The organism is Streptomyces sp. NPDC005374 (assembly GCF_042872225.1).
In the GTDB taxonomy this organism is placed as follows: Bacteria; Actinomycetota; Actinomycetes; order Streptomycetales; family Streptomycetaceae; genus Streptomyces.
The window spans coordinates 235,455-258,800 of the sequence record NZ_JBIAKA010000015.1; the positions used below are offsets into that span (position 1 = coordinate 235,455).

General features: G+C 69.7%; 18 protein-coding genes and 1 pseudogene. 14 read left to right on the forward strand and 5 right to left on the reverse strand.

Annotated elements, in window-relative coordinates; all coding sequences use genetic code 11:
* The first annotated feature begins 10 nt into the window (after positions 1-10).
* Positions 11-193, forward strand: a complete 183-nt coding sequence (locus tag ACFYRX_RS33740; RefSeq protein WP_389108063.1) for a hypothetical protein — start codon at positions 11-13, stop codon at positions 191-193.
* 76 nt (positions 194-269) lie between these two features.
* On the opposite strand, the gene ACFYRX_RS33745 is transcribed toward ACFYRX_RS33740, so the two are convergent.
* Positions 270-1,316 carry a LacI family DNA-binding transcriptional regulator gene (locus tag ACFYRX_RS33745; protein WP_389108066.1) on the reverse strand — a complete coding sequence of 349 codons (1,047 nt, stop codon included), beginning with the start codon at positions 1,314-1,316 and terminating at the stop codon, positions 270-272.
* Positions 1,317-1,412: 96 nt separating this feature from the next.
* Between ACFYRX_RS33745 and ACFYRX_RS33750 the strand changes: the two genes are divergently transcribed.
* The 8 genes from ACFYRX_RS33750 (at position 1,413) to ACFYRX_RS33785 (ending at position 11,902) form a co-directional block, all read left to right on the forward strand.
* Complete coding sequence (locus ACFYRX_RS33750) at positions 1,413-2,714, forward strand: ABC transporter substrate-binding protein (protein ID WP_389108069.1); 1,302 nt, start codon at positions 1,413-1,415, stop codon at positions 2,712-2,714.
* 38 nt (positions 2,715-2,752) lie between these two features.
* Positions 2,753-3,652 (forward strand): carbohydrate ABC transporter permease, encoded by a 900-nt coding sequence (locus tag ACFYRX_RS33755; protein WP_389108072.1) that lies wholly within the window; start codon positions 2,753-2,755, stop codon positions 3,650-3,652.
* Positions 3,653-3,660: 8 nt separating this feature from the next.
* Positions 3,661-4,527 (forward strand): carbohydrate ABC transporter permease, encoded by an 867-nt coding sequence (locus ACFYRX_RS33760; RefSeq protein ID WP_389108075.1) that lies wholly within the window; start codon positions 3,661-3,663, stop codon positions 4,525-4,527.
* The gene (locus ACFYRX_RS33765; RefSeq protein WP_389108078.1) at positions 4,527-6,302 is read left to right on the forward strand and encodes a DUF2264 domain-containing protein; all 1,776 of its coding nucleotides are present in this window, start codon (positions 4,527-4,529) and stop codon (positions 6,300-6,302) included. The genes ACFYRX_RS33760 and ACFYRX_RS33765 overlap by 1 nt, the downstream gene beginning before the upstream one ends.
* The gene (locus ACFYRX_RS33770) at positions 6,299-8,971 is read left to right on the forward strand and encodes a discoidin domain-containing protein (RefSeq protein WP_389108081.1); all 2,673 of its coding nucleotides are present in this window, start codon (positions 6,299-6,301) and stop codon (positions 8,969-8,971) included. The genes ACFYRX_RS33765 and ACFYRX_RS33770 overlap by 4 nt, the downstream gene beginning before the upstream one ends.
* 44 nt (positions 8,972-9,015) lie before the next feature.
* Positions 9,016-9,705: a polysaccharide lyase family 7 protein gene (locus ACFYRX_RS33775; protein WP_389108083.1), complete on the forward strand. Its 690-nt coding sequence runs from the start codon at positions 9,016-9,018 to the stop codon at positions 9,703-9,705.
* Positions 9,706-9,712: 7 nt separating this feature from the next.
* Positions 9,713-10,465 carry a polysaccharide lyase gene (locus ACFYRX_RS33780; RefSeq protein WP_389108086.1) on the forward strand — a complete coding sequence of 251 codons (753 nt, stop codon included), beginning with the start codon at positions 9,713-9,715 and terminating at the stop codon, positions 10,463-10,465.
* 204 nt (positions 10,466-10,669) lie between these two features.
* The gene (locus ACFYRX_RS33785) at positions 10,670-11,902 is read left to right on the forward strand and encodes an MFS transporter (RefSeq protein ID WP_389108089.1); all 1,233 of its coding nucleotides are present in this window, start codon (positions 10,670-10,672) and stop codon (positions 11,900-11,902) included.
* Positions 11,903-12,097: 195 nt separating this feature from the next.
* Here ACFYRX_RS33785 and ACFYRX_RS33790 read toward each other — a convergent pair whose 3' ends face one another.
* Positions 12,098-13,015, reverse strand: a complete 918-nt coding sequence (locus tag ACFYRX_RS33790; RefSeq protein ID WP_389108092.1) for a LysR family transcriptional regulator — start codon at positions 13,013-13,015, stop codon at positions 12,098-12,100.
* Positions 13,016-13,131: 116 nt separating this feature from the next.
* Here ACFYRX_RS33790 and ACFYRX_RS33795 point away from each other — a divergent pair, with 116 nt between their 5' ends.
* A complete protein-coding gene (locus tag ACFYRX_RS33795; protein WP_389108095.1) occupies positions 13,132-13,305 on the forward strand; it encodes a hypothetical protein in 174 nt (57 codons plus the stop codon).
* Positions 13,306-13,417: 112 nt separating this feature from the next.
* A complete protein-coding gene (locus tag ACFYRX_RS33800) occupies positions 13,418-14,473 on the forward strand; it encodes a DUF5937 family protein (protein ID WP_389108098.1) in 1,056 nt (351 codons plus the stop codon).
* Between the two features lie 8 nt (positions 14,474-14,481).
* Here the strand turns inward: ACFYRX_RS33800 and ACFYRX_RS33805 are convergent, their stop codons facing one another.
* Positions 14,482-18,657: a beta-galactosidase gene (locus ACFYRX_RS33805; protein ID WP_389108101.1), complete on the reverse strand. Its 4,176-nt coding sequence runs from the start codon at positions 18,655-18,657 to the stop codon at positions 14,482-14,484.
* 229 nt (positions 18,658-18,886) lie between these two features.
* Positions 18,887-19,585, reverse strand: a complete 699-nt coding sequence (locus tag ACFYRX_RS33810; RefSeq protein WP_389108104.1) for an NADPH-dependent F420 reductase — start codon at positions 19,583-19,585, stop codon at positions 18,887-18,889.
* Between the two features lie 169 nt (positions 19,586-19,754).
* Between ACFYRX_RS33810 and ACFYRX_RS33815 the strand changes: the two genes are divergently transcribed.
* The 3 genes from ACFYRX_RS33815 (at position 19,755) to ACFYRX_RS33825 (ending at position 22,993) form a co-directional block, all read left to right on the forward strand.
* Positions 19,755-20,984, forward strand: a complete 1,230-nt coding sequence (locus tag ACFYRX_RS33815) for a PP2C family protein-serine/threonine phosphatase (protein WP_389108106.1) — start codon at positions 19,755-19,757, stop codon at positions 20,982-20,984.
* A gap of 208 nt (positions 20,985-21,192) precedes the next feature.
* Positions 21,193-21,867 (forward strand): SDR family NAD(P)-dependent oxidoreductase, encoded by a 675-nt coding sequence (locus ACFYRX_RS33820; RefSeq protein WP_389108109.1) that lies wholly within the window; start codon positions 21,193-21,195, stop codon positions 21,865-21,867.
* A gap of 130 nt (positions 21,868-21,997) precedes the next feature.
* Positions 21,998-22,993: an alpha/beta hydrolase gene (locus ACFYRX_RS33825; RefSeq protein WP_389108112.1), complete on the forward strand. Its 996-nt coding sequence runs from the start codon at positions 21,998-22,000 to the stop codon at positions 22,991-22,993.
* A 167-nt stretch (positions 22,994-23,160) separates the two neighbouring features.
* Here the strand turns inward: ACFYRX_RS33825 and ACFYRX_RS33830 are convergent.
* Positions 23,161-23,346: pseudogene (locus ACFYRX_RS33830) on the reverse strand (TetR/AcrR family transcriptional regulator); the annotation flags it as partial.

Here is a 23,346-nt window from a genome sequence, read left to right on the forward strand (position 1 = left end):
GCCCAGGCTGGTGGCGCAGTCGCCGGCACACGGGATCCCGGGTCGACCGAACCGGGGCCGCCCCCAAGGAAAGGCCGACGAACTGATCCAACTGGCCACCGAGCAGGATGACCTGGACGAGTTACGACGCCTGGTCGCCCGGGGCAGCACCACCGCCGCCGCCGAACAACTCGCGGAACTCACCCCCGACTGACCGCGCACCACGGCTTCCGGCACGGCACCGGCACCGTTTGCGCCGCCGCGTATGCGCAAGGTCGCGGCCGCCCGCCTCATCGGCTCCGGCGTCCGCTGCTCTCCCTCACCACCAGTTCCGTCGCCACCTCCACCCGCGTCGTCTCCGGCTGTTCCCCGGAGAGCAGCCGCAGCACCATCCGGGCCGCGAGAGCGGTCATGTCGGCAAGAGGGGTGCGGACCGTCGTCAGCCGTGGGGTCACCCAGTCCGCGAAGGGCAGGTCGTCGAAGCCGACCACGCTGACGTCGGCCGGGATGCGCAGACCCAGTTCGGCGGCGGCCCGGTAGGTGCCCAGCGCCTGATGGTCGCTGCCGGCGAAGATCGCCGTAGGGCGGTCGGGCAACGCCAGGAGTTCCAGGGCGTGTTGGTGTGCCAGGCCGTGGGTGAAGTCGCCGTAGCGCACCAGCTCGGGGTCGAAGGGCAGTCCTGCTTCGGCCAGGGCCGAGCGGTAGCCGTCGACCCGTGCCCGGGAGGTGAGCCGGCGCTCCGGGCCGCTGATGATCGCGATGCGTTCGTGGCCGAGGTCGGTGAGGTGCCGGGTCGCGGCCAGTCCACCGGGCCAGTTGGTGGCGCCCACCCAGGGGGTGCCCGGCGCGGGTTCGTCGATCGGCATGACCAGCGCGTAGGGGATGCCGAGCCGGCTCAGTTCCTCGTGCTGCCCGGGTGTCAGTTCGGGCACCACGAGAATGGCTCCGCGTGTGGAGCGGGTGGCGAGCGAGTCCAGCCACTGACGGGCGCGCCTGGTCCGGCCGTGGGTCGAGGAGACCACCAGGCCCATTCCCGCGTCGTGCAGGACGTCTTCCGCTCCCCGGATCAGCTCGACCGCCCAGGGGCTGTCCAGTTCGTTGATGACGAAGTCGATCAGCCCTCCGGGCGGGGCCGTGGTGGCGGCCGGGTGGTGTTTCGCCAGGTAGCCGTGTTGTTCCAGCAGCCGCTGCACCTTGGCCCGCGTCTCCGCCGAGACATCGGATCTCTTGTGCAGCACCTTGGAGACGGTGGACACCGACACGCCTGCCCGGTCGGCGATTTCGGCCAGCGTACGCCGTCTTCCGTCACTGGATCCCGTCCGAACCGTTGACGTCATCGGATGAATCTCCTACGTTGCCGGGCGATCGACTTTTGCGAAACGTATCGCAATTCCTGTGCGCGGAGTACGGCTCCCGGCGAAGAGGCGGTCTACATGAAGAGATGGCGCGTGGCTTCCCTGGCCGCGGCCGTGGCTCTGGTGCTTTCCGGCTGCGGAGGTACTGGCGGCGGTGACAGCTCCCGTTCCAACGGCGGGAAGGGCGAGTTACTGGTCTGGGTGGACAACACCCGTATGCCCGCGGCCCAGCAGTACGAGAAGGCCCATCCCGACGTGAGGATGCGCATCGTCACCATCCCGCCCGACGCGGGCTACGTGCCCACCAAGATCTCGCTCGCCAACCGCACGAGGAGCGGCTGGCCCGACGTCGTCTTCCTCGCCAACCCGGCCGAGACCGCGACACTCGCGAGCGAGAAGTTCGGCTACGCGGCCCCGCTCGACGACCTGGTGCCCAAGGCCGTCCGCGACGGCTTCACGCCGGGCTCCCTCGACACCTGCACCTTCGGCGGCAAGACGTACTGCCTGCGCAACGACATCGCCCCCACCGTCCTGTGGTACGACGCGAAACTGATGAAGCGATACGGCTACCAGGTCCCCGAGACCTGGGCCGAGTACCAGCAGATCGGCCTGAAGGCGGCCGCCGAACACCCCGGCACCATCGTCGGAGCCGTCAACGGCAAGTACGGCGCCGGCATCTACTTCGGCAGCAGTGGCTGCCCCACCCGCGACACGCTCAGCCTCACCGAGGTCCACATCGACCTCGGCCGTCCGGAGTGCACCCGGGTCGCCGATCTGCTGCAGCCGCTCGCCCGCAGGAAGGCCGTCACCACCGTCGTGCCGATCGACCCGGGCTTCGCCAAGTTCGGGAAGGGCGACAGGATCCTGATGCTGCCGGCCCCGGCCTGGTTCGGCGACTTCATGTTCGCACCCGCCTTCAAGGTGCCTCAGGGCCGTATCGCCGCCGCCCCCATGCCCACCTGGCCCGGCGAGAGCAAGCCGTACGCCGGACAGGTCGGCGGCGGCGCCTTCCTCGTCTCCTCGCACGCCGGCGAACGTACCCGGCAGGCCGCGGACTTGGTGCGCTGGATGACCACCGACGTGAACCTCCAGGCGAAGCAGCCCACTTACCCCGCTTTCACGGCAGCCGCGAACAAGTGGGGCGAGGCCAAGTCGAAGGATCCGTACTACGCCTCGGACCCGATGCCCGCCCTCACCGCGGCGGCGAACACGCTGCGACCCGGCTTCGGCGCGGTCCGCTTCGAGGCCGACTGGCAGAGCAGCTTCAACGACACGTTCGTCAAGGCGGTCGACTCCGGCGGCAACCTCCGTGATTCCCTGGGGAGTTGGCAGGACAAGCTGGAGGCGGCGGCCAAGACCGGCGGGTACACGGTCGGATGAAGACGCTCACGCCCTCACGCCCGCCCACACTCGCCGTCGTGCCGCCGGTGACTTCCCGCCGACGGCGCCGTCCTGGCCGCACCGCCGCCGTCTGGATCCTCGTCGGCCCCTACACGGTGTTCCTCGCGATCTTCGGGCTCGCGCCCGCCGGGTACGCGCTGTGGACCTCCCTCGTCGAGGACGGCTCGTTCTCCGGCGGGCACTGGGCAGCGGTGTTCGACGACTACCGGCTCGGCGACGCGGCCGCCCACGTGACGACGTATCTGCTGCTCTGGCTACCGATCCTGCTGCTGACCGTCCTGTCCCTCGCCTTCACGCTGCACGTCCGACCCGGCCGGATGACGAGCGCACTCCAGCTCGTCTACTACCTGCCCGGCGCGGTCACCGGCTCGGCCGCCGCCCTGCTGTGGCTGTTCATGGTCAGTCCGGACAGCAGTCCGTTCTCGCCCCTGCTCGAGCTGATGGACGTCAAGAGCGCCACGGACGCGCTGTCCGGCGGCAGCCTCGTCGCCGTCCTCACCGTGATGGGCGTCGCGGTGCACGCCGGCGGCTGGATCGTGGTCCTGTACGGGGCGCTCACCGCACTCCCCAAGGACGTCCTGGAGGCCGCGCAGGTCGACGGCGCCTCGGCCTGGCGCACCATGTGGCACGTCAAACTGCCGCTGGTCCGCACCTACGTCGCCTTCGTGCTGATCTCCAGCTTCGCCTCCGGCAGCCAGGTGTTCGTCGAGCCGACCGTGCTGTCCACCGGCGCCCCCGGCCAGATCAGCCCCACCTGGTCCGTCAACCAGCTCGCCTACGTCTACGCGACGCAGGACGGTGACTTCGGCAAGGCCGCAGCGCTGTCGCTGGCCATGCTCGCCGTCGGAGTGCTGGCCGCGTGGATCGTGATCACCCGTACGCGTATGTACGCCACCCACTCCCCCGATTCCCGGTGAACGAGGCGATGAGCGCACTGTCGCGCGGCGCCCGAGCCCTGTTCCTGCTCGGTGCGGCCGTCTTCTTCGGACTGCCCCTGCTGTGGCTGCTGCTGGCCCCCACCCGCACGGCCGACGACCTGACCACCGGCTCACCGCTCGGCTTCGGCTCGCTGGGCAACGTGGGCGACGCCTGGTCGCACCTGACGTCCTACAACGACGGTGAGATCACGCTGTGGATCGGCAACTCGATCCTCTACGCGGCGGCCAGCGTGGCCCTCGCCCTGCTGCTGTGCGTACCGGCGGGCTACGCGCTCGCCAAACACGCCTTCGCCGGCCGCCGGGTGCTGCTCACCCTGTCCGTCGTGACGATGATCCTGCCCCCTGCCGCGCTGGTGCTGCCGCTCTACCTGGAGATGTCGGCGATCAACCTCACCGGCACGGTCTGGTCGGTGATCCTGCCGCTGTCCTTCTACCCCTTCGGCGTCTACCTGGCCTTCCTGCACTTCCAGGCGAACCTGCCCGACAGCCTGCTGGACGCCGGACGCGTCGACGGGGCGAGTGAACTGCGGCTGTTCTGGTCGGTCGCCCTCCCGCTGGCCCGACCCGCCATCGCGCTGATCGCCTTCTTCGGCTTCGTCCGTTGCTGGACCGACTTCTTCCTGCCCTTCGTCATGCTCTCGGACGACCGCACCTTCACCCTCCAGCTCGGTCTGATGTCCCTGCTGCAGTCCACCGGCGCCGTCAACAACTCCAGCGGCTTCGCCGACCTCGACATCCACCAGCCGGAGGCGGCCCTCGCCGGACTCGTGGCCTGCGCACCGCTGCTGATCGGATTCGTCCTCGCCCAGCGCTTCCTGCGCACCGGGCTGCTGGCCGGGGCGGAGAAGGGCTGATGGACGACACGCGTGCCGAACTCACGTCCCGGTTACAGGAGTTGGTCGTACCCGTGGCGTCCCGCTTCAGCACCGGCCGGGCGCGCGTCCGTCTCGGTGTGAACACCGCGATCCACGACGACACTGCCGCCGAACTCGAGGCGTTCGCCCGGCCGTTGTGGGGGCTCGCGCCTCTCGCGGCGGGCGGACAGGCCGTTCCGCAGGCCGGGTTGTGGGCCGAGGGCCTCGCCCATGGCACGGATCCCGCGCACCCCGAGTACTGGGGCGAGCCGGTCGACCGCGACCAGCGCATCGTCGAGATGGCCGCCATCGGCTTCGCCCTCGCCCTCGCCCCGCAGCAGTGGTGGGACCCGCTGAGCGGCCCCCAACGCGACCGGCTCGCACGCTGGTTGCTCAGCGCGCTGCCCCGGGAGACCTCCGACAACAACTGGCTCTTCTTCCCGGTGCTCATCGGTCTCGGCCTCGACCGGGTGGGGGTGCCCTACGACCGCTCGCTGATCACCGCGCGCCTCGACCGCCTGGACACCTTCTGGCTCGGCGACGGCTGGTACGCGGACGGCCCCACCGAACGCCGCGACTACTACGTCCCGTGGGCCATGCACTTCTACGGCCTGCTCCACGACACGCTCACCGGCGGCGACCGCTTCAAGGACCGGGCGGCCCGGTTCGCCGGCGACTTCCGGCACTGGTTCGCCGACGACGGCGCCGCCGTGCCGTACGGCCGCAGCCTCACCTACCGCTGGGCGCAGGCCGCGTTCTGGGGCGCGCTGGCGTACGCCGACATCGACGTACTGCCGTGGGGGCAGGTCAAGGGCTATCTGCTGCGGCATCTGCGCTGGTGGCGCGGTCGGCCGGTGACCGGGCCCGACGGGCTGCTGTCCATCGGGTACGGCTATCCGCAGCCAGCGCTGGCCGAGCAGTACAACGCGCCGGGCTCGCCCTACTGGTCGCTCAAGGCGTATCTGCCGCTCGCGCTGCCGGCCCGGCACGCGTTCTGGACCGCGCAGGAGGAGCCTGCTCCCGCGCTGCCCGGCGTCAGTGCCCAGCCGCACGCCGGTGCGGTCCTCCTGCGGACGTCCGGCGACGTGACCCTGCTCGCAGGACGACAGCACCACCCGTGGGTACGCCATGGAGCCGAGAAATACGCCAAGTTCGCGTACTCGACCCGTTTCGGCTTCAGCCTGCCGAACGGCACACTCGGCCTCGAACAGGGCGCCCCCGACTCGATGCTGGCGTTGAGCGACGACGGCGGGGCGCACTACCGGGTCCGCGAGGAGCCGGCCGATCCACAGGTCACGGCGGACACCGTCCGCAGCACCTGGCGCCCCTGGCCCGACGTGGAGATCACCACCTGGCTGACGGCCGCGGCGCCCTGGCATGTGCGCGCCCATCACATCCGGACCGCCCGCACCCTGCACACCTGTGAGGGCGGCTTCGCCGTCGACCGGGACGCGGGCACGGACCGCGAGACCGGGCCGGCGTACGCGAGGGTGGCGGCCCCCGCGGGACTCACCGCACTGGGCGACCTCGACGGCCGACGTGAGGGCGAGGTCGTCGACTGCCTGCCCGGCACGAACGTCCTGGCGCGACGCACCGCCCTGCCCGTGCTCCTCGGCCGGCTCCCGCCCGGTGAGCACTGGTTGAGATGCGCCGTACTCGGTGCTCCCGACGGCCCCGAAGCCGAGACGGCATGGCGAGAACCCCCGGCCCCCGCACGGCCCCCGACCGCCCACGCTCCGACCACCGCACATCCGACGACTGGAGACGGGACATGAGACCCAGACATCTGTCCGTACTGGCCGCCGTGACCGCGCTGCTGGCCTTCCCGGTCCAGGCGCACGCGGCGCAGTCCGGCCACACCTACCACGTAGCCACCCAGGGCAGCGACCAGGCCCACGGCTCGCGGACGAGCCCGCTGCGTACCATCGGCGCCTGCCTCACACGCGTCCACCCCGGCGACACCTGCCTGATCCACCGGGGCACCTACCGCGAACAACTCACCCCGCCCTCCGGCACCGAGAGCGCCCCCGTCACGATCGCCGCCTACGGTGACGGCCCGGTGACCGTCGACGGAACCGAGCGGATCACCGGCTGGCAGGACGCCGGCGGCGGTCTCGTCGCCACCGACACCGCCCTGCCTCCCGACCCGGACTTCAACGCGGTGTTCCTGGACAACGCCCGTGCGGCAGAGGGCCGTTGGCCCAACTCGGGCGCCGATCCGCTGAACGCCACCTGGGCCGAGGCCGACAGGACCTCGACCGACCAGAACATCGACGACAGCGACCTGCCCGACGCCGTCTGGACCGGTGCGACCGTCCACCTGTGGGCGGGCTCCAACCCCTGGGCCCAGCAGACCGGCACCGTCACCGCGGCCGCACCCGGCCAACTGGACTTCAAAGGCGGCAACTACCGCTGCCCGCCCCTGTGCATGGGCGACCAGACGTACCGCAACTACTACCTCGTCGGTTCGAAGGCCACCCTCGACCAGCCAGGAGAGTGGTACTACGACAAGACCGCGCACCGGCTGTACATGGTCCCCCCGAAGGGCGGCATCGCCGGACACACGGTGACCGCCAAGCACCGGCTGTGGGGCGTCGATCTCAGCGGCAGCTCGTACGTCACCGTGCGAGGCCTGGACCTTTGGGGAACATCCCTGCGAACGGGCAAGTCGAGTACGGGAGTTGTGGTCGACGGGCTGCACGCCGCATACATCTCCGAGTTCTCCACCCTGCCCATGCCACCGGACAGCGATCTCGCGGTCGAGCCGTTCGAGGGCCACATCGTCGCCTCCCGCATCCTCGACTCGGGCGTGCAGATCCTCGGCACGGGCAACACCCTCAAGAACAGCGAGATCGCGCAGTCGGCCGGCGACGGCGTCCTGGTCCGCGGCAGCCACAACACCGTCACCGGCAACTACATCCACGACGTCGGCTGGATGGGCAGCTACACCCCCGGCATCGAGATCAACGGAAACGGCCACACCGTCACCCACAACACCGTCCGGCGCACCGGACGGGCAGCCATCGACACCGCCTGGCAGCTCAACGGCACCGAGTTCCACGACAACCGCATCGCCTACAACGACATCTCCGAGGCGATGCGCACCTCCCGCGACGGCTCGCCGTTCTACGTCTGCTGCAGCCTCAACGGCTCCGGCACCGCCATCGACCACAACACCGCGCACGACGCCGACGGCCAGAACGGCTACTACGTCGACAACTACTCCGGCCACTTCCGCCTGCACCACAACGTCGCCTGGAACACCGGCAGTCGGGGCGTCTACTTCAACGGCCACACCGGCCCCAGCATCGCCAACGAGGACCACAACTCCAGCTACGGCATGGGCATCAACGTCGCCTCCTCCGCGCTCGGCGGTGCCACGGACGCGTCCGGCTCCTACTTCAGCAACATCATCGGACCCAAGCCGGTCACCGCGACGCAGACCGGCAACCCGCTGCCGGTGGTCCGTTCCAACCTGATCAGCGACAAGCCCGGCTACGCCGACGACGTCAACGGTGAGCTGTGGCTGACGCCGGGTTCGCCCGCCATCGACGCGGGCGAAGTGGTCGACGGCATCACCACCGACGTCCTGGGCACGGCTCCCGACCAGGGCGCCTACGAGTACGGCGCACCGATCTGGTCGACCGGCTGCGCTCTGCCCGGTTGCCAGGAGCGGGTGCGGCACGGCAGTTGGACCGCCACCGCGAGCGAAGGCACCGACGCCTCCGCCACCGTCGACGGCGACATCAACACCCGCTGGACAGGCGGTGCTTCGCAGAGTGCCGGCCAGTTCCTGACCGTCGACCTCGGCGAGAGCAAGGCCTTCGACCGGCTCGCCCTCGACGCGGGCCGCGACACCAGCGGCCAGCCGTACGGCTTCACCGTCTCCGCCAGCCGTGACGGCACCCACTGGGGCGAACCACTCGCCCGGGTCTCCGGCCGTTCCTTCACCCAGGACGCGGTCCTCTCCCGCCCTGCCACCGCCCGCTACCTGCAGATCACGCTCACCGCGAGCGGGCCCGCCCCCTGGGTCGTCAACGACATCCGGCTGTACGGCGACGGGCCCGACGCCGCCTCGACACTCCAGGCGGAGCGGGCCACGGAGGTCCGTGGTACGGACCGCGGCACCGCGGCGATCTCCCTCGGGGGCGGTGACCGGGTGGGCTTCCGCGCGGCGAACGTCAGCGGCAGGCACCTCACCGTGCGCGTCGCCCCGGCCTGCCAACGCGGATGCTCACTCCAGCTGCGCCTGGACAGGCCGGACGGCCCCGTGGCCGCCGACGTGCCCCTGAACGGTACCGGCGCCTGGCAGGAACGCTCCGTGACCCTCACACACACGGTCACCGGATCGCACGACCTCTACATCCTGGCCAAGGGCAACGGCCGCGTGGCCGACCTGGACTGGCTGACCATCGGACCCGCCACCGCGGACCCCACGACATGACCCGGTACGGCGGCGTCTCCCGCCCCCATCAGAAAGGACTCACGATGAACAGGAGAACACTCCTACGGACCGGTGCCGGCATGCTGGCCGGCGGTGCCGCGCTCACCCTGCCACCGACCCCGCTCGCGGGAGCGGCACCGGTGACGGCGGCCGCCGACCCGACCGACGGCTGGACGCAGACCTCGTTCACGTACACCTGGCAGAAGCCCTGGAACCTCGACCTCAGCGAGCGGCACAGCTACAGCGGCGGCGTCCACCGCATGTGGGTGTACGCCGACGATGAGCCCTTCGAGGAGGGCAGTTCCACCGATCCGCGCACCGAGATGCGCTGGAAGGTCGACTACACCACGGGCAACCGTATGTGGGACGCCGACGTCTATCTGCCCGCCGGCACCGACGGCGCCTCCTTCGTCCAGATCCTGCGCGGCGTCCACCCCTCGGGGACCCCCGCCACCGACATCATGCTCAACATCTACGACACGGGCGGCGGCACCGTGCGGCGCTACGACGGCACGGTCCTCAAGACGGGCGCGTACGACACCTGGTTCAACGTGAAGATCGCCCACCAGGCGAGCAGCGGGACCGGAACCATCAAGGTGTACTTCGACGACTCCCTCGTCCTGACGGTCGCCGACCGGGGTCCCGCCACCCGCTACTTCAAGAACGGCGTGTACGACCACGGTTCCGGCCGTGCCGAGGCGCGCTTCCGCGACATCCGCTACTGGACGAGGTGACCGGGCGGTGCGCAGACGACAGGCTCTCGCCGTGCTCGGTGGCGCCGCCCTGGCAGGCACGGTCGGCGCGACCGGTCCTGCGGTGCGCGCGTACGCCGCGGACGAGGTGTACTTCCAGAACCGTGGCAGTGTCGAGGGCTGGGACCACGCCTACACACAGAAGGACGGCGTGATCGCGACCACCGACTCCCCGGTCTACAAGGGCGCCCACTCGCTGGCCGCCACCCAGACGTACATCGGGGAGACCGGCGGCTACCACTCGGAGGTCATCGAGCGCGGTGCGCAGAGTGTCGGCGAGGACAAGTACTACGGCCAGGCCATCCGCCTCGCGCCCGACTGGGAGTTCCACGACCAGAACGTCACCTTCCAGCAGTGGTCACCCGAGGATCCCGAGGGCCCCTGGCTCCTGATGTTCGTCATCGGTGACGAGATCCGCTTCGGCGGCTCCGGCGGCATCAAGGGCACGGTCGGCTCCATCACGTCCCTGCGCGGTACATGGCTGCGTGTCGTCGCCCGCCTCAAACTGGCCGGCACAGGCGCGGGTGCCTTCGAGGTCTGGCTGAACGGCAGGAAGACCGTCAGCCTGACCGGCATCGCGGCACTCCCCTCGACCTCGCGGACCATCCGCTGGTCGAACGGGATCTACTGCACGGCATGGCGGGACGGCACACCCAGCGGCCCCGACGTGCTGACGATCCACCACGACAATCTCCGGATCGCCTCGTCCTACGCGCTCGCCGAACCGGCCAACTGGTCCTGAGCGCAGGCTCCGGTCGTGTACGGCGGCCCCGTGTCCGCAGCAGTGGACGCGGGGCCGCCTGATCGACGGGAGCGCCAGGCATTTGGCGCCTGACCACCGACTGACCAGAGTTCCTCGTCGGTCGCGTCGGAGGGTCCGGGCCAACTGCTAGAATGGACCCGTTGGCCTTCGGCGCCCCAATCGGTGCGCGCGGAGGCTTTTTTCATGCCTTCTGACACCTCTGTTTCCAGCACGCTTCCTACGACCAGTTACCGTGACCTGCTCCGCAACCGTGAGTTCGTCGGGTTGCACGCCGGTTTCACCGTGACGGTCGCCGCGAGCACCTTGTCGGGCTTCGCCCTCGGCACACTGGTCGACCGTCAGACCCAGTCCCCTTTCCTGACAGCCGTGAGCATGTACGGCGCCACGTTCGCGACGGTGCTCGGTGCGTTGACGCTGATGTCGGTCGCGGACGGAAACCGGCCTCGCCGAACGCTCGTCGCGCTCCAGTGCGTCTCGCTCGTGGGCGTTGCCGCACAGGCGGTCCCCGGGCTGCCGCTGGCTGCCCGGTTCGGCCTGCTCCTCGTGCTGGGGTTCTTCCAGTCCCTGGGGACCGGAACGCGGATGGGACTGCTGGCCGAGGTGGTGCCGACCTCGGCGTACGCACTGGCGCGTTCGCTGATGAACATCACCTCGGGCGGCATGGCCATCCTCGGTTACGCCATCGGTGGCGTACTGCTGAGGTACCTGAGCCCACAAGGGGTCTTCGTCGTCGCTACGGCCCTGACCGGAGCCGGAGTAGTCATTGTGGCGGCGACTGTCCGGGAACACTCGATCCGTCTCACCCGTCGCCCCGGACTGCGCCAGACCTGGACAACGAACATCGCGCTCTTCTCGCACCCCGGCCAACGCGCGCTACTGCTGAACCTGTGGGTCCCCAACGGCCTGATCGTCGGCTGCGGGGCTCTGTTCATCTCCTACGACCCCCGTCACGCCGACGTCTTCCTGGCCGCGGGATCAGCAGGCATGCTCCTCGGTGACCTGACTGTCGGGCGGCTTCTCACCGCCGAGCAGCGACGCCGCTGTGCGTTCCCCCTGCGACTGCTGCTCGCCGTCCCCTACCTGCTGTTCGCCGTCCACCCGCCCGTGCTGATGGCGACAGGCGCGGTGTTCATCGCCAGTGCCGGATTCGCCGCCACCCTGCCGCTCCAGGAGCAGCTTCTCGCGTTGACTCCGGATCCGGTCCGTGGCCAGGTCCAGGGAGTCGAGTCCGCCGGCCGGATGACATGGCAGGGTCTCGGAGCCGCGATCGCGGGCGGCGTTGCCCAGTACTTCACCCCCGCCACGACCATCACGGCTGTGGCCGCAGTCTCCGTCGTCATCACGGTCTCCTCCCGACCCTTCGTGGTCCGCGCCCGAGCTGGCAGCCGACTGCCCGAGCCTGGCACGACGGCATGAGTGGCGGACGCGCCGGCCAACTGTGGGAACTGGTCGGGCTGTTGTTCAGCGGCGAGGATCTCTTCGCCCTGGCAGATCTGCCCGTGGTCCTGTCGGATGCCTGCGCTTGACCGCGTCAGGCTCCCCGGAGCCGGGCCCGCGTGCCGTAGGGCGAAGCGTGCACCTGTCTGCCTTCACCTCGACCCGGCTGAGACGTCACACCGTCCGGCGAGCCGCCTCGCGCAGGGCGGAGACGGCCGGTTCGTCGCGCTTGTCCGGGAGCCAGGCGAGTTCGGCCGTCGAGAGGCCCAGTTCCGGGCAGTCGACGTAGGTGATGCCGGGGCGCGGGTACAGGCGGCGGGCCGCGGAGGGGAGGAAGGTGATCGCACGCCCCTGGGTGACGGCAAGGACCATGGCCTCGGTGTCTCTGACGACGGGACCGAAGCGGACCCTTGTGCCGTCGGGACGGGGGTTGACCGTGAGGTGGTTCCACCAGGAGCGGGGCACCTCCGGCGGCATGTCGACGACCAGGCGGTCGGCGAGGTGGTCGAGAGTGAGCACGTCCCGGTCGGCGAGCGGATCGTCGGGGGACAGACACACCACCCGCGTCTCGGACGCCAGCCTCAGGGACTGGATCCCGCCGGGCAGGGGGCCCCGGAGGAAGGCGGCGTCGACCGCCCGGCTGAGCAGAGTGCTGAACATGTCGACGAAGGTCAGGTTGCGGACCTCGATCTCCAGGTCAGGGTGTCGGCTGCGCAGGTGGGCGAGGATGGCCTGGGCGTAGGGCATGGCGGCCTCGGCCCCGAGGCTGCCGATCCTCAGGAGCCCGCGCGCCGCACTGGCATGACGGTCGGCCGCCTCCCGCAGTCGCGCCATGGCGTCGACCACCGCCCTGGCCTCCTCGGCGAGGGCCTGGCCGACCGCGGTGAGCCGCACATCACGGCCGCCGCGCTCGACAAGCACGACACCGAGCCGCTGTTCCAGCGACCTGATCTGCTGGCTGAATGCGGGCTGAGTGACGTAGACCCGCGCTGCCGCCCGTCCGAAGTGAAGCTCCTGAGCAAGGACGAGAAAGAGCCGGAGCTGGTGGAGACTCGGCTCCCGTACAGCACCGGATCCGCCACCAGGACTCATAGGCGAAAGGTTATCGACAAGAAGGCCATCCTCTTCGGCCTCTCGGCTATCCCGTCCAATCCCACTCGATCAGGATCTATGGGGTTCCTGAATCGCGAACGGGTGGAGGCCGACAGATGCGGTTCTGCAAGAGCGTGGTGACGTTGGTGTTCGTGGCGGCGTTGTCGTCCGGAGCGGTCGGCTCGGCGACGGCGGCTCCGATGCCCTGGGAGACCAGCAAGGTCCCGACCGTGACGACCGGGCACAACAACGTCAACATCGTCCTGTGCGGTAATCCCTGCTATCAGTAGCTCCTCTTGGGCGGGCACTGCACCCGCGGTTCACGCGGACCCGGCTCAACTCCCGCAGACAGCTCTCTCCATCGCGTCCGCCCGCATCGCCGTACTCGAGGAGTCCCTTCCCTTGCTTCGCATCCACTTCGACTCGCGCGATCTGCAGAACATCCGGATCGCTCAACAGCCTGATCCCCTGTGGGAGTTGATGTGCGCGGTGTGCCGTCTCCAGACGTGTCAGGGCCTTGTGGAGTTCGGGCACTGGCGCCGCGAGACGGCTCAAGGGCTGTCGCGGGACCGTCGCGCCGCACAGGCCCTGCGCGTCCTGCGCACCGTCATCCCGGCCTCCGGCTACATCCCAGACTTCCTGACGCCCGCGGTCACGGGCGAGCCTCTGGAGGCCGGACTCGAAAGGGTCCGGGCGACACCTCGTGACCGACTGACGGCAGAGCTGACGCGGTTCGCCGACACGAGACCGGTGCCGGGCTGGATACACGGTCCTCACGAAGCACCCGGCGCCTCACTCAAGCTGGTGTCCGGCGCCCTGCATGCCTCGTTCCGGGCACTGCTGGAACCCTACTGGCGGCAGGTGCGTTCGGCGGTGGGCGACGACGTGGCAGTCCGCACCCGCTCCCTGCTCGACGAAGGGACAGCCGCTCTCCTGGGAAGCCTGCACCCGTTCGCGCGATGGAACGCGCCGTATCTGGACGTCGACTACCCCACCCACCGGGAACTGCGGCTGGACGGACGGGGGCTGATGCTGGTGCCGTCGTACTTCTGCTGGCGCAGACCCACCGCGCTCGCTGATCCCGGCCTCGACCCCGTCCTCGTGTACCCCGTCACGAAGCGGCCGCTCGACATCGCGCGAACAGGCGAGGAGCGGCTGGAACGGCTGCTGGGCCGGACGAGAAGCGCGGTTCTGGCCGATGTGGCGGATCATCCGGCGCGCACCACCACCGAGGTGGCGCGAGCCCTCGAACTGGCACCGGCCAGTGCGAGTTATCAGATCGGCGTCCTGCGCGAGGCAGGTCTCGTGGTCAGCAGGCGTGACGGCAAGCATGTCGAGCACTCGGCGACGCCTCTGGCTCACGGCCTGCTGGCCGCCGGCACGGGGACGACGTCTCGAACGGTCACCGATCGTCGTTTCATCCCGGTGGGCGGCGGCACTGGTCCTCGTCGGTACTGACGCGCCGCTCAGGAGCACGTCAGTGTCGGCACCCCCCAGTCGCCGTGGTCGTTGCCGTTGCCGTCACCGGCGTCGCCGACCTTGAGGTCGACCACCTGTGCGCCGCTGACGTCGACGTCGATCGGCACGGCGGCCTGTCGGCCGCGGATCGTCGGCGTGGTCACCAGGGTCCTGCCGTCGGCGATCACGGAGAAGGTCACGGTTCCCGCACCGCTCGTCTCGTCGTCGACGCCCACCTCCGCCGTCAACCGCGAACAGTTTCCGCCGAGGTAGATCTGGACGTCGCTGAGCGCATTGGTGCCGAGGCCCTTGGCGTAACCCACGCCGGCCACACTGATCGCACGGCCGTCCCCGGCCGCCTGCTCGCCGACGCTGCTGTCCCGCTCCACCGGCCCCCATCCGTTGGTCGCGGACAGGAACGGCAAGTCGCTCACCGCGCTCTTCCCGGCTGACGGAGCCGGCGGGATCCCGCCGATGATGCGCTCGTCGCCACCGGTGGCCTGCCGCCCGTTCTGGACGTAGTGCACCGTGGTGGTCAGTGCCGAGGCGGAGGGCAGAGTCCCGGCCGGTGGCTGGACCTTCCAGGTGAAGGCGGCCGATCCGCCCGGCTGCAGGCGCTTGAGGGACTGGGCACTTGTGGCGCTCGCGCTCCAGCCGTCGGGTACGGCGAGCGAGGCCGTCAGCCGGGACGCGGACGACGCGCCCTTCGGCACCCGCACGGTCGTCCGGGCAGTGAAGGTCTGCCCCGGCTGAGCGGTGTCGGGCACGTCCAGCGCGACATCGGCTCCCGGACGCTTCGGCATGGCGTACTTCCGGGCGTCGTAGCGCGGGCTGTCGTTCTGCGCGACGCGCAGGGACGAGGCGTAGCTGCCGTAGTCGGTCAGGGAGACCTTGCCGAGGCCGCCGGTGCTGCCGTCCAGGTTCCACACGGCGATGGCGATGCTGTTGCGGCCGTTCGGGTTCAGGATTCCGTTGGGGACGGGGAACGTGTGCTGCGGACCGAGGTAGTTGACGTAGTTGCCGACCTGCCAGCCGTTCACGAAGACCGTGGCACGGTACTTGCGTGACGGGTCGTCGGTGAACGTCAGGCCGAGTGAGGTGTCCTGGCCGCGGGGCAGGTCGAGCTTGACGTCGTCGCGGTACCAGGAGACGCCGGGGCGGGTGTCCTTGGACGGCAGGGACACCTGCTTCCAGTTGCCGTCCGGGTAGCCCGGGAGGGACCAGCCCGCCCGCTCGCCGTACAGGCCGCCCGTCGACAGCGGGCCGCGCACGGTGTCCTGGAGGTCCTCGCCACCGCGTACGCCCTGGAGCCGCCAGGTGACGGAGGTCAGCGGGGCTCCGACGAGGGAGGCGCTGGTCAGGCCGCGCGCGGTCTTGTTGCCGTTGGTCGAGTTGTAGTCCTCCTCGTGCCCCATGTTCACGGTGAGCACGGAAAGGACGTTGTCGCCCTCGGACTTGACCGAACCGGCCGGGAAGGTGAAGTCGGCGCTGCCTGTGGTCGAGCTTCCCAGGAACGTTCCGTTGAGCCATGCGGTGAACGCCTGGGCACCTCCGCCGGAGTCGGAGACCAGGTGGATGCCGGTCTCCTTGCCGGTGGCGTGGAAGCGGCCGCGGTACCAGGTGTTGCCGGTGTGGAAGCCGTAGTCGTCCGCGTAGAGCACCGGCAGCGCGTTGACGCCGGAGACGCTGTTGGTGGTCGCCTTGTCGGCCACCTGCCAGCTGGTGTCGTCGAAGCCGGGGGCCGCCTCCGGGGACTCCTCGGCCTGCTTCCAGTTCGTCAGCGCCGGCAGGTGGATCGCGGCGGCCGTCTGGATCTTCCCGGTGAGGCTCCGGGTGTCGCCGGCTTTGGTGTCCACCTTCTGCCCGTTCCAGGTGACGCGGGCCGCCGAGGTGAACACCTCGATGTTCTTGTCGTCGGCGTTGTCGCCGGTGAGCGCCACGGTACGGCCGCCGTTCAGGCTGGTCGCCGTTCGCAGCAGGTGCGTGCCGCGTACGAGGACCGGGCCGGTCGCGGTGTCCTGGCGCCAGAAGGTCTTCGCGGTAGCCTTGTCGCCCACGAGCAGCAGCAGCGGGCGCTGTCCGCCGCCGCTGACGCTGATCCGAATCAGACCCTTGTGGGTGTAGTCGAGCCGCAGATCGCCGGTGGCCGGGTCCCAAGTGGTCGTGACCGTACCGCCGGTGGCGGTCACGGTGGGCTTGGAGGAGTAGCGCAGGACGGTTTCGCCGTCGCTGTCCGCGTCGCCGTAGAGCACGGCGACGTCCCGGTCGCCGATGGTCGCGTTGGTCATCATCTCCGAGGTCGAGTACTGCAACTGCGCGTCCCCGAGCCGGTAGTTCGCCACGATCACGTGGGAGTCGCGTCCGTCGAGGGTGATCGCGGTGCCGGGCTGCTGGGGGACGACCGGGTAGGTCGGCTCGTCCGCGGCGGTACCCGTCGGCACGTCGATGGCGTCGATGGCCACGTAGTTGTCGGTCGATCCCGAGCCGTGGTTCCCGGCGACGACGATCTTCAGGGTGTGCGCCCCGGGCGTCAGGCCGGTCTTCTGGAAGACGACCGCCTGGTTCTCGGCGCCGGAGTCGTCGACCGTCGCCACCTTGGTGCCGTCGAGGTAGACGTCGGCGTTGCCGTGGTTGTTCGTCTTCGAGCCGATCCAGCGGATCGCGGTGCCGTCGAAGGGGACGGTGAGCGAGTCACCGGCCTTGTTGGAGAACGACTCGGTGTGCTTGTAGTCGCCGCCGGTGTAGCTCTGGTCGGCCACGTGCGACCACGAACCCGTGTACTGCAGCGTGGAGTCGGGGTCGTCCCAGGTGTAGCTGGTGTCCCCGGCCGGCTGGGCGTTGAAGTCCAGCGAGATGTGCGTCCTGTCGACCGCCGTGGACGTGGAGTTCCCGTGCCGCAGCACGTGGAACTGCGTCTTGGTGTCGGGGTTCATGCGGGCGGTGTCGACGACCGCGGAGTCGTCCGGCGGCGTGGTCCTGATCGCGTCGGTCTTGGTCAGCGGGGCCATCGACTGGGTGAAGTAGCCGATCAGCTTGTCCTCGTCGTACTTCGGATCGAGCTGCCGTGTCTCGCGGATCGCGGCTCCGTAGTCGTAGGACGTGTAGTTCTGGGGCATGCTCAGCCAGCCCCAGTTGGTGCCGCCGTAGGTCATGTAGAAGCTCTGCGCGGTCGCGCCGACCGCGATGTTCTGCTTGTAGAAGACGTTGGCGAACTGGTCGTTGATCAGCTGGGCGCACTTGTCGTAGCCGGGCCCGCCCCACGGGTCGAAGGCGCCGCCCTGGAACTCCGGGGAGTACAGCGGCTTGCCGGCCGGGTGGTCGTAGCTGATGTCGGGGACGCCGTTCCACTTCGAGGGGTTCGAGCAGTCGAAGCCCTGCGGGTAGGAGTCCGGGCCGTCCACGTCCAGGGCGCCGGCACCGGAGTTGAAGGTGCCGTTGTTGTTGCCGGTCAGCGGCACGGTGATGCCGTCGGCGCGGGCCTTGTCCTCAAGGTGCTGCATGTAGGAGCGGGCGGCCGCGGAGCCGTTGTAGTACTCGTTCTCGACCTGGTAGGCGATGACCGAGCCGGTGCCGTTGGTGAGTTGGTGCCGGGCGATGATCCGGTCGATCTGCGTCAGCCACTCGTCGGCGTACTTGAGGAACCGCGGGTCGTCACTGCGGTTGTTCTCCGCCTTGGTGGTCAGCCAGCCGGGCAGACCGCCACTGTCGACCTCCGCGTTGATGTACGGCGCCGGGCGCGCGATGACGTACAGCCCGGCTTCCTCGGCCATGTCGAGGAGCTTGTCGACGTCGCGCACGCCGCTGAAGTCGTACACGCCCGGCTTGGGCGAGTGGTATCCCCAGTCGAAGTACAACGAGGTCGAGTTGAAGCCGGCGGCCTTCATCTTCTGGAAGATGTCCCGCCACAGGTCGGGGCTCGGGAGCCGGAAGGAGTGGAACTCGCCGGACCAGAGGTAGGTGCGCTTGCCGTCGACGAGGAACGAGTAGCCGTCGAGACTCACCGTGTGCGCCTGTGTGTCGGCGGCGGGCGCCGCGACGGCTGCTTGGCCGCCCGCCTCCCGTGCCATGGCGGGTGCGGTCAGGCCCGCGCCCAGGGCGATGGTCGCGGCCGTCGCGACGACCGCCCTCCACCACCTACGGCGACCGGGTCTGGCTGTCTCCGAGTCGGTCCGAACACCTCGCACTGCGGCCTCCTACCGCCTGAGCAATCAACATCGAACAGACTCAGGCAAAGCCGAACAGTAGGGGGCCGCACGGCTCAACACAATGGGGCGGGAGAACATGGTCGAGGCCGAGGGGGCGCAGGAGGCCGGGCACCGCTCCGACGCCGATCGTCACGGCGGGGCCCGGTAGCGAAGGCAAAGGTTGCGGGCCTCAAGTCGGTGACAGTCCAGCAGTTGCCGAAGTCGGCGATCAGGCTCCGGGGCGGGCGCCCTGGACATGGAAGTTGAAGTCGCCGTGACCGAGCGCGCCGTACAGGCGCAGCCAGATCGGCAGGAGCATCTCGGTGCCGCGGGCGGTGGTGATGTCGCCCAGGTCGATGACGCTCGCTTCGGGCCAGCCGAAGGAGCCCAGCATGGCGGTGACGGCCTTCTTGGCGCCGGTGTCGTCACCGCTGACGAACACCGTGTGGTCCCCTGCCACCCGGGCCGGCTCCACCATGACGAGACAGTTCATCGTGTTGAGGGTCTTGACCACCTTCGCGTCAGGGAAGGCACGCTGGATGCGTTCGCCGAGACTGTCGGTGTTGACCGGGTCCAGCGTCGGCGGCATCCCGGCCGAGAAGTCCAGCGGGTTGGCCACATCGATGAGGACCTTGCCGTTCAGGCTGGGTGCGCCGGCAGCCTCCAAGGCCTCGAGGCTGCGCTCGCCGGCGGTGGTGTTGACGATCGACTCGCCGAAGGCCGCCGCCGCCTCGAAGGTCTCCAGACGCACCTGACCGTGGTCGGCGTGCCACTGGGCGAACGGCGGGTTGCCCATACCGTCCGGTTCGGTACGGGCGAGGGTGGCTCCGGGATCGCGGGTGCCGATGACCACGTCGTGGCCGAGGGAGGCGAGCTTGCCGGCGATGGTCCGGCCGACGATGCCGGTACCGAGGACTGCATAACGCATTGAAGTGGGTCCTTCCGGGACTGGGACGACCGGGCAGCGGCCACGTGCACGACAAAAACGAACCCAGCCGTTCGGTATCGCGTGATGACGGTAGCTGTCGAGACGTCGGCCTGTTCGCATCTATCGTGGAAAATCACATCAGGATGGCTCATGCCGAGGCAGGCTGCACATGAGGAAACCGCAGATCGACTACGCAGCGGTGTTCCGGGCCCTGCCCGGCATGGTGGCACTGCTGACACCCGAGCTGGTGTACGTCGACGTCAACGACGACTTCGTACGGCTCACCGGTCGCGCCCGCGAGCAGTTGCTGGGCCGCTACATCTTCGACGTCTTCCCCGAGAACCCCAATGATTCGGCCGCGGGCGGCATGCGGGAGACCCGGGACTCGATGCTTCGCGCGGTGGCCACCGGCGAGCGCGACACCATGGCGGTGCTCCGCTACGACATCGAGGACCCCCGACGGCCCGGTCACTGGCTGGAACACTTCTGGAGCCCGGTCAACGCACCCGTACTCGGCGCCGACGGGAAAGTGACCCTGCTCGTACACCGGGTCGAGGAGGTGACCGAGCTCATCCACGCCCGCGGCGGACCGAGCGGCGGCAGCCGGGCCCGCGTGCTGGAGGCCGAGCTGTACACCCGCGCCAGAGAGCTCCAGGAGGTGAACGAACGCCTGCGCAAGGCACACGCCCACGAACGCGAGGTCGCCCTGGCACTCCAGGAGGCCCTGCTGCCGGCTCCCGGCCCCCTGGACCACCATCAGGCGGCCGTACGCTACCGGCCCGCCGTCGGCGCCCTGAACGTGTGCGGTGACTGGTACGACCTCGTCGACCTGCCCGACGACTGCCTCGCGGTGGCCGTCGGTGACGTGGTCGGCCACGGCCTGGCGGCCGCCTGCGTCATGGGCCAGCTGCGCAGCGCGCTGAGCGCCGCCACCCGCGTCGCCGACGGCCCCGCCCGAGCCCTGGAGGCCCTCGGGCTGTACGCCCGCTCCGTCGACGGCGCCGAGTCGACCACGGCGGCGACGGCCTTCATCGACTGGGGCAACCGCACCCTCACCTACAGCAGCGCGGGCCACCTTCCGCCCGCTCTGCTCAGCCCCGACGGAACGGTGACCTTCCTGGACCAGGCCACCGACCCGCCGCTGGGCGCCAGCCCCGAACACGCCACCCGCCCGGAGGCCACCATGCCCTTCGACGAGGGCGCCGCGCTGGTTCTCTACACCGACGGCCTGATCGAACGCCGCACCGACGACATCGACACCGGCCTGGACCGTCTCGCCAAGGCCCTCACCCGCCATCGGTACGCGGACCCCGAGGATCTGGCCGACGCGCTCCTGACCGAGCTGCTCCCACCCACCGGCAACACCGACGACACCGCTCTCATCGTCATCCGCCTCTGACCCGAACCGGGCGTTTCTCCCGCCGCCCTGGCCGGCCGTCAGGGTGCCGGGCACCGGCGTTTCTACGGCCCACCCGGCAAGCGGTACACCCTATCCATTTCTGGTGGTAGGCTGACCGTGTCGAACCGGAAAGACCTATCCGAATCTCGATATGGATAGGTCTTTCCGAATACCTTCTCCCTTCGCCACGCTTTTGGAAAGGATCGCTGTGACCAGCATCGCCATCATCGGAGCCGGCCCCCAGCTGGGCCTGGCCATCGCCCGGACCTTCGGCTCCCAGGGCCTGGACGTCGCCCTGATCTCCCGCAACCGCGACAAGCTCGACGGTCTCGTCGCCGAGCTCACCGCCGAGGGCATCACCGCCGCCGCGTTCCCCGCGGACGTTCTCGACCGCGACGCGCTCACCCAGGCCCTCAAGGACGCCGCCGCGCAGTTCGGCGGCATCGACGTCCTGGAGTACTCCCCGGTCGCGGGCCTGACCACGACGATGGTCACCCCCGCCGCGGCCGAACCGGCCCACGTCCAGCACGAGATCGAGTTCCAGCTCTACGGGGCCATCGCCGCCACCAAGGCCGTACTGCCAGCGATGCGGGAGGCCGGCTCGGGCACCCTGCTGTTCACCACCGGCGCCGGTTCCATCGACCCCGTACCGCAGGTCGGCAACGTGAACGCCGCCGCCGCGGCGCTGCGCAACTGGGCGATCAACCTTCACAAGGAACTCGACGGCACCGGTATCCAGGCCGCCCACGTCGGCATCGACGTGTCGATCGGCACCCCGGCCGTCCCCGGCTTCCCGACCGCCCAGCCCGAAGAGATCTCCCCCGTCTACTGGGACCTGCACACCACCAAGCGCGACCAGGCCGAACTCGTCTTCAGTCTCTGAACAGAAGCCGACCTGTTTCCTGCCCGGTCGAAGCAGGATCGCGCCGCCGCGGCAGTCCACCGCGGCGGCGCGATCCTCCTCAGGCGCAACCCTTGCCCACCGTCCTCGCCCGTCCACTCGAGGTGATCCCATGACCTACGCATACGACCCCGAGATCACGCCCTGGCTCGAAATGCTCCCGAACGGACCGTTCGCGGACTTCCGTGAACTGCGCGCCATAGGTGAGGCAGCGGTCCGCAACGGACTGCCGTCCTACGAGCCGGACATCCCGATCACCAGCCGTGACCTCACCGTCCCCGGCCCCGAGGGCGCACCCGACGTCCTGGTCCGCGTCCACACGCCCGCCGAGCGCGACGGCCTGTTGCCCGGCCTGCTGTTCCTCCACGGCGGCGGGTTCATCATGGGCAGCGTCGATCAGTTCGACGCCACCGCCACCCGCATCGCCGCCGAGGTCGGCACGGTCGTGGTCTCCGTCGAATACCGGCTCGCCCCGGAACACCCCTTCCCCGCCGGGCTGGAGGACTGCTATGCGGCTCTGTTGTGGACCGCGAAGGCGGCGAGCGAACTGGGCATCGACCCCGAGCGCCTCGGCATCGCCGGGGAGAGCGCCGGAGGCGGCCTCGCCGCCGCGGTGACCCTCCTCGCCCGCGACCGGGGCGGACCCGCACTGTGCTTCCAGTACCTGGGCGTCCCCGAACTCGACGACCGCCTCCAGACACCGTCGATGCGCGCCTACGACGACGTCCCACTGTGGAACAGCCGCGCCACACAGGTCAGTTGGGACTGCTACCTCGGCGAGGGCCGCCGCGGCAGCACTGACGTCTCCCCCTACGCCGCACCCGCCCGCGCCGAGGACCTGTCCGCACTGCCTCCCGCATTCATCTCCGCCTGCCAGTACGACCCGTTCCGCGACGAGGACATCGACTACGCCCAGCGCCTCGCACACGCCGACGTCCCCACCGAACTCGCCCTCTACCCGGGGGTCCTGCACGGAGGCCTCATCCCCGAGTCCGCGGTGGGCAGACGCGTACTCGCCGACATGCTCACTGCACTGCGCCGCGGCCTCGGCACACAGGGCAGTCGACAAACACGCCTCCCGACCGCTGGCGGCATCCCACGGCACTGACCGTGCCGCTCCTGCGCTCGGGGTCGGCCTCCACCTGCCCCAGTCCGGCTCACCGACGGCCGAAGCCCTCAGGATGCTGCTGAGCTGGGTCGCCGACCGCCCCCCTCCCCGGCCGTAGAGCCGAACTCGGCAACCGCCTGAGCAACGTCTCAGCATGGTTCCCGAGGTCAGTTGTTCTTGCCCGGTGTCGGTGTGGAGGTGGTTTGGCCTGCGCGGAGCATGGCCTTGTAGAGGGGTTCGTGCCCGGGTGGGGCCGGCAGGGTGCCGCGTGCCGGGGCTTCGAGGGAGTGGATGAGCAGGGCGACGACGCGTCGCCAGGCGTCGGGGGCGGCGTCGCCGGTGGCGTTGACGAC

Excerpts from the sequence above, each read along its gene's own strand:
- ACFYRX_RS33775 (WP_389108083.1), top strand. The coding sequence starts at position 9,016 with ATGAACAGGAGAACACTCCTACGGACCGGTGCCGGCATGCTGGCCGGC.
- ACFYRX_RS33745 (WP_389108066.1), bottom strand. The coding sequence starts at position 1,316 with ATGACGTCAACGGTTCGGACGGGATCCAGTGACGGAAGACGGCGTACG.
- ACFYRX_RS33810 (WP_389108104.1), bottom strand. The coding sequence starts at position 19,585 with ATGCGTTATGCAGTCCTCGGTACCGGCATCGTCGGCCGGACCATCGCC.
- ACFYRX_RS33770 (WP_389108081.1), top strand. The coding sequence starts at position 6,299 with ATGAGACCCAGACATCTGTCCGTACTGGCCGCCGTGACCGCGCTGCTG.
- ACFYRX_RS33760 (WP_389108075.1), top strand. The coding sequence starts at position 3,661 with ATGAGCGCACTGTCGCGCGGCGCCCGAGCCCTGTTCCTGCTCGGTGCG.
- ACFYRX_RS33765 (WP_389108078.1), top strand. The coding sequence starts at position 4,527 with ATGGACGACACGCGTGCCGAACTCACGTCCCGGTTACAGGAGTTGGTC.
- ACFYRX_RS33815 (WP_389108106.1), top strand. The coding sequence starts at position 19,755 with ATGAGGAAACCGCAGATCGACTACGCAGCGGTGTTCCGGGCCCTGCCC.
- ACFYRX_RS33825 (WP_389108112.1), top strand. The coding sequence starts at position 21,998 with ATGACCTACGCATACGACCCCGAGATCACGCCCTGGCTCGAAATGCTC.
- ACFYRX_RS33790 (WP_389108092.1), bottom strand. The coding sequence starts at position 13,015 with ATGAGTCCTGGTGGCGGATCCGGTGCTGTACGGGAGCCGAGTCTCCAC.
- ACFYRX_RS33750 (WP_389108069.1), top strand. The coding sequence starts at position 1,413 with ATGAAGAGATGGCGCGTGGCTTCCCTGGCCGCGGCCGTGGCTCTGGTG.
- ACFYRX_RS33785 (WP_389108089.1), top strand. The coding sequence starts at position 10,670 with ATGCCTTCTGACACCTCTGTTTCCAGCACGCTTCCTACGACCAGTTAC.
- ACFYRX_RS33795 (WP_389108095.1), top strand. The coding sequence starts at position 13,132 with ATGCGGTTCTGCAAGAGCGTGGTGACGTTGGTGTTCGTGGCGGCGTTG.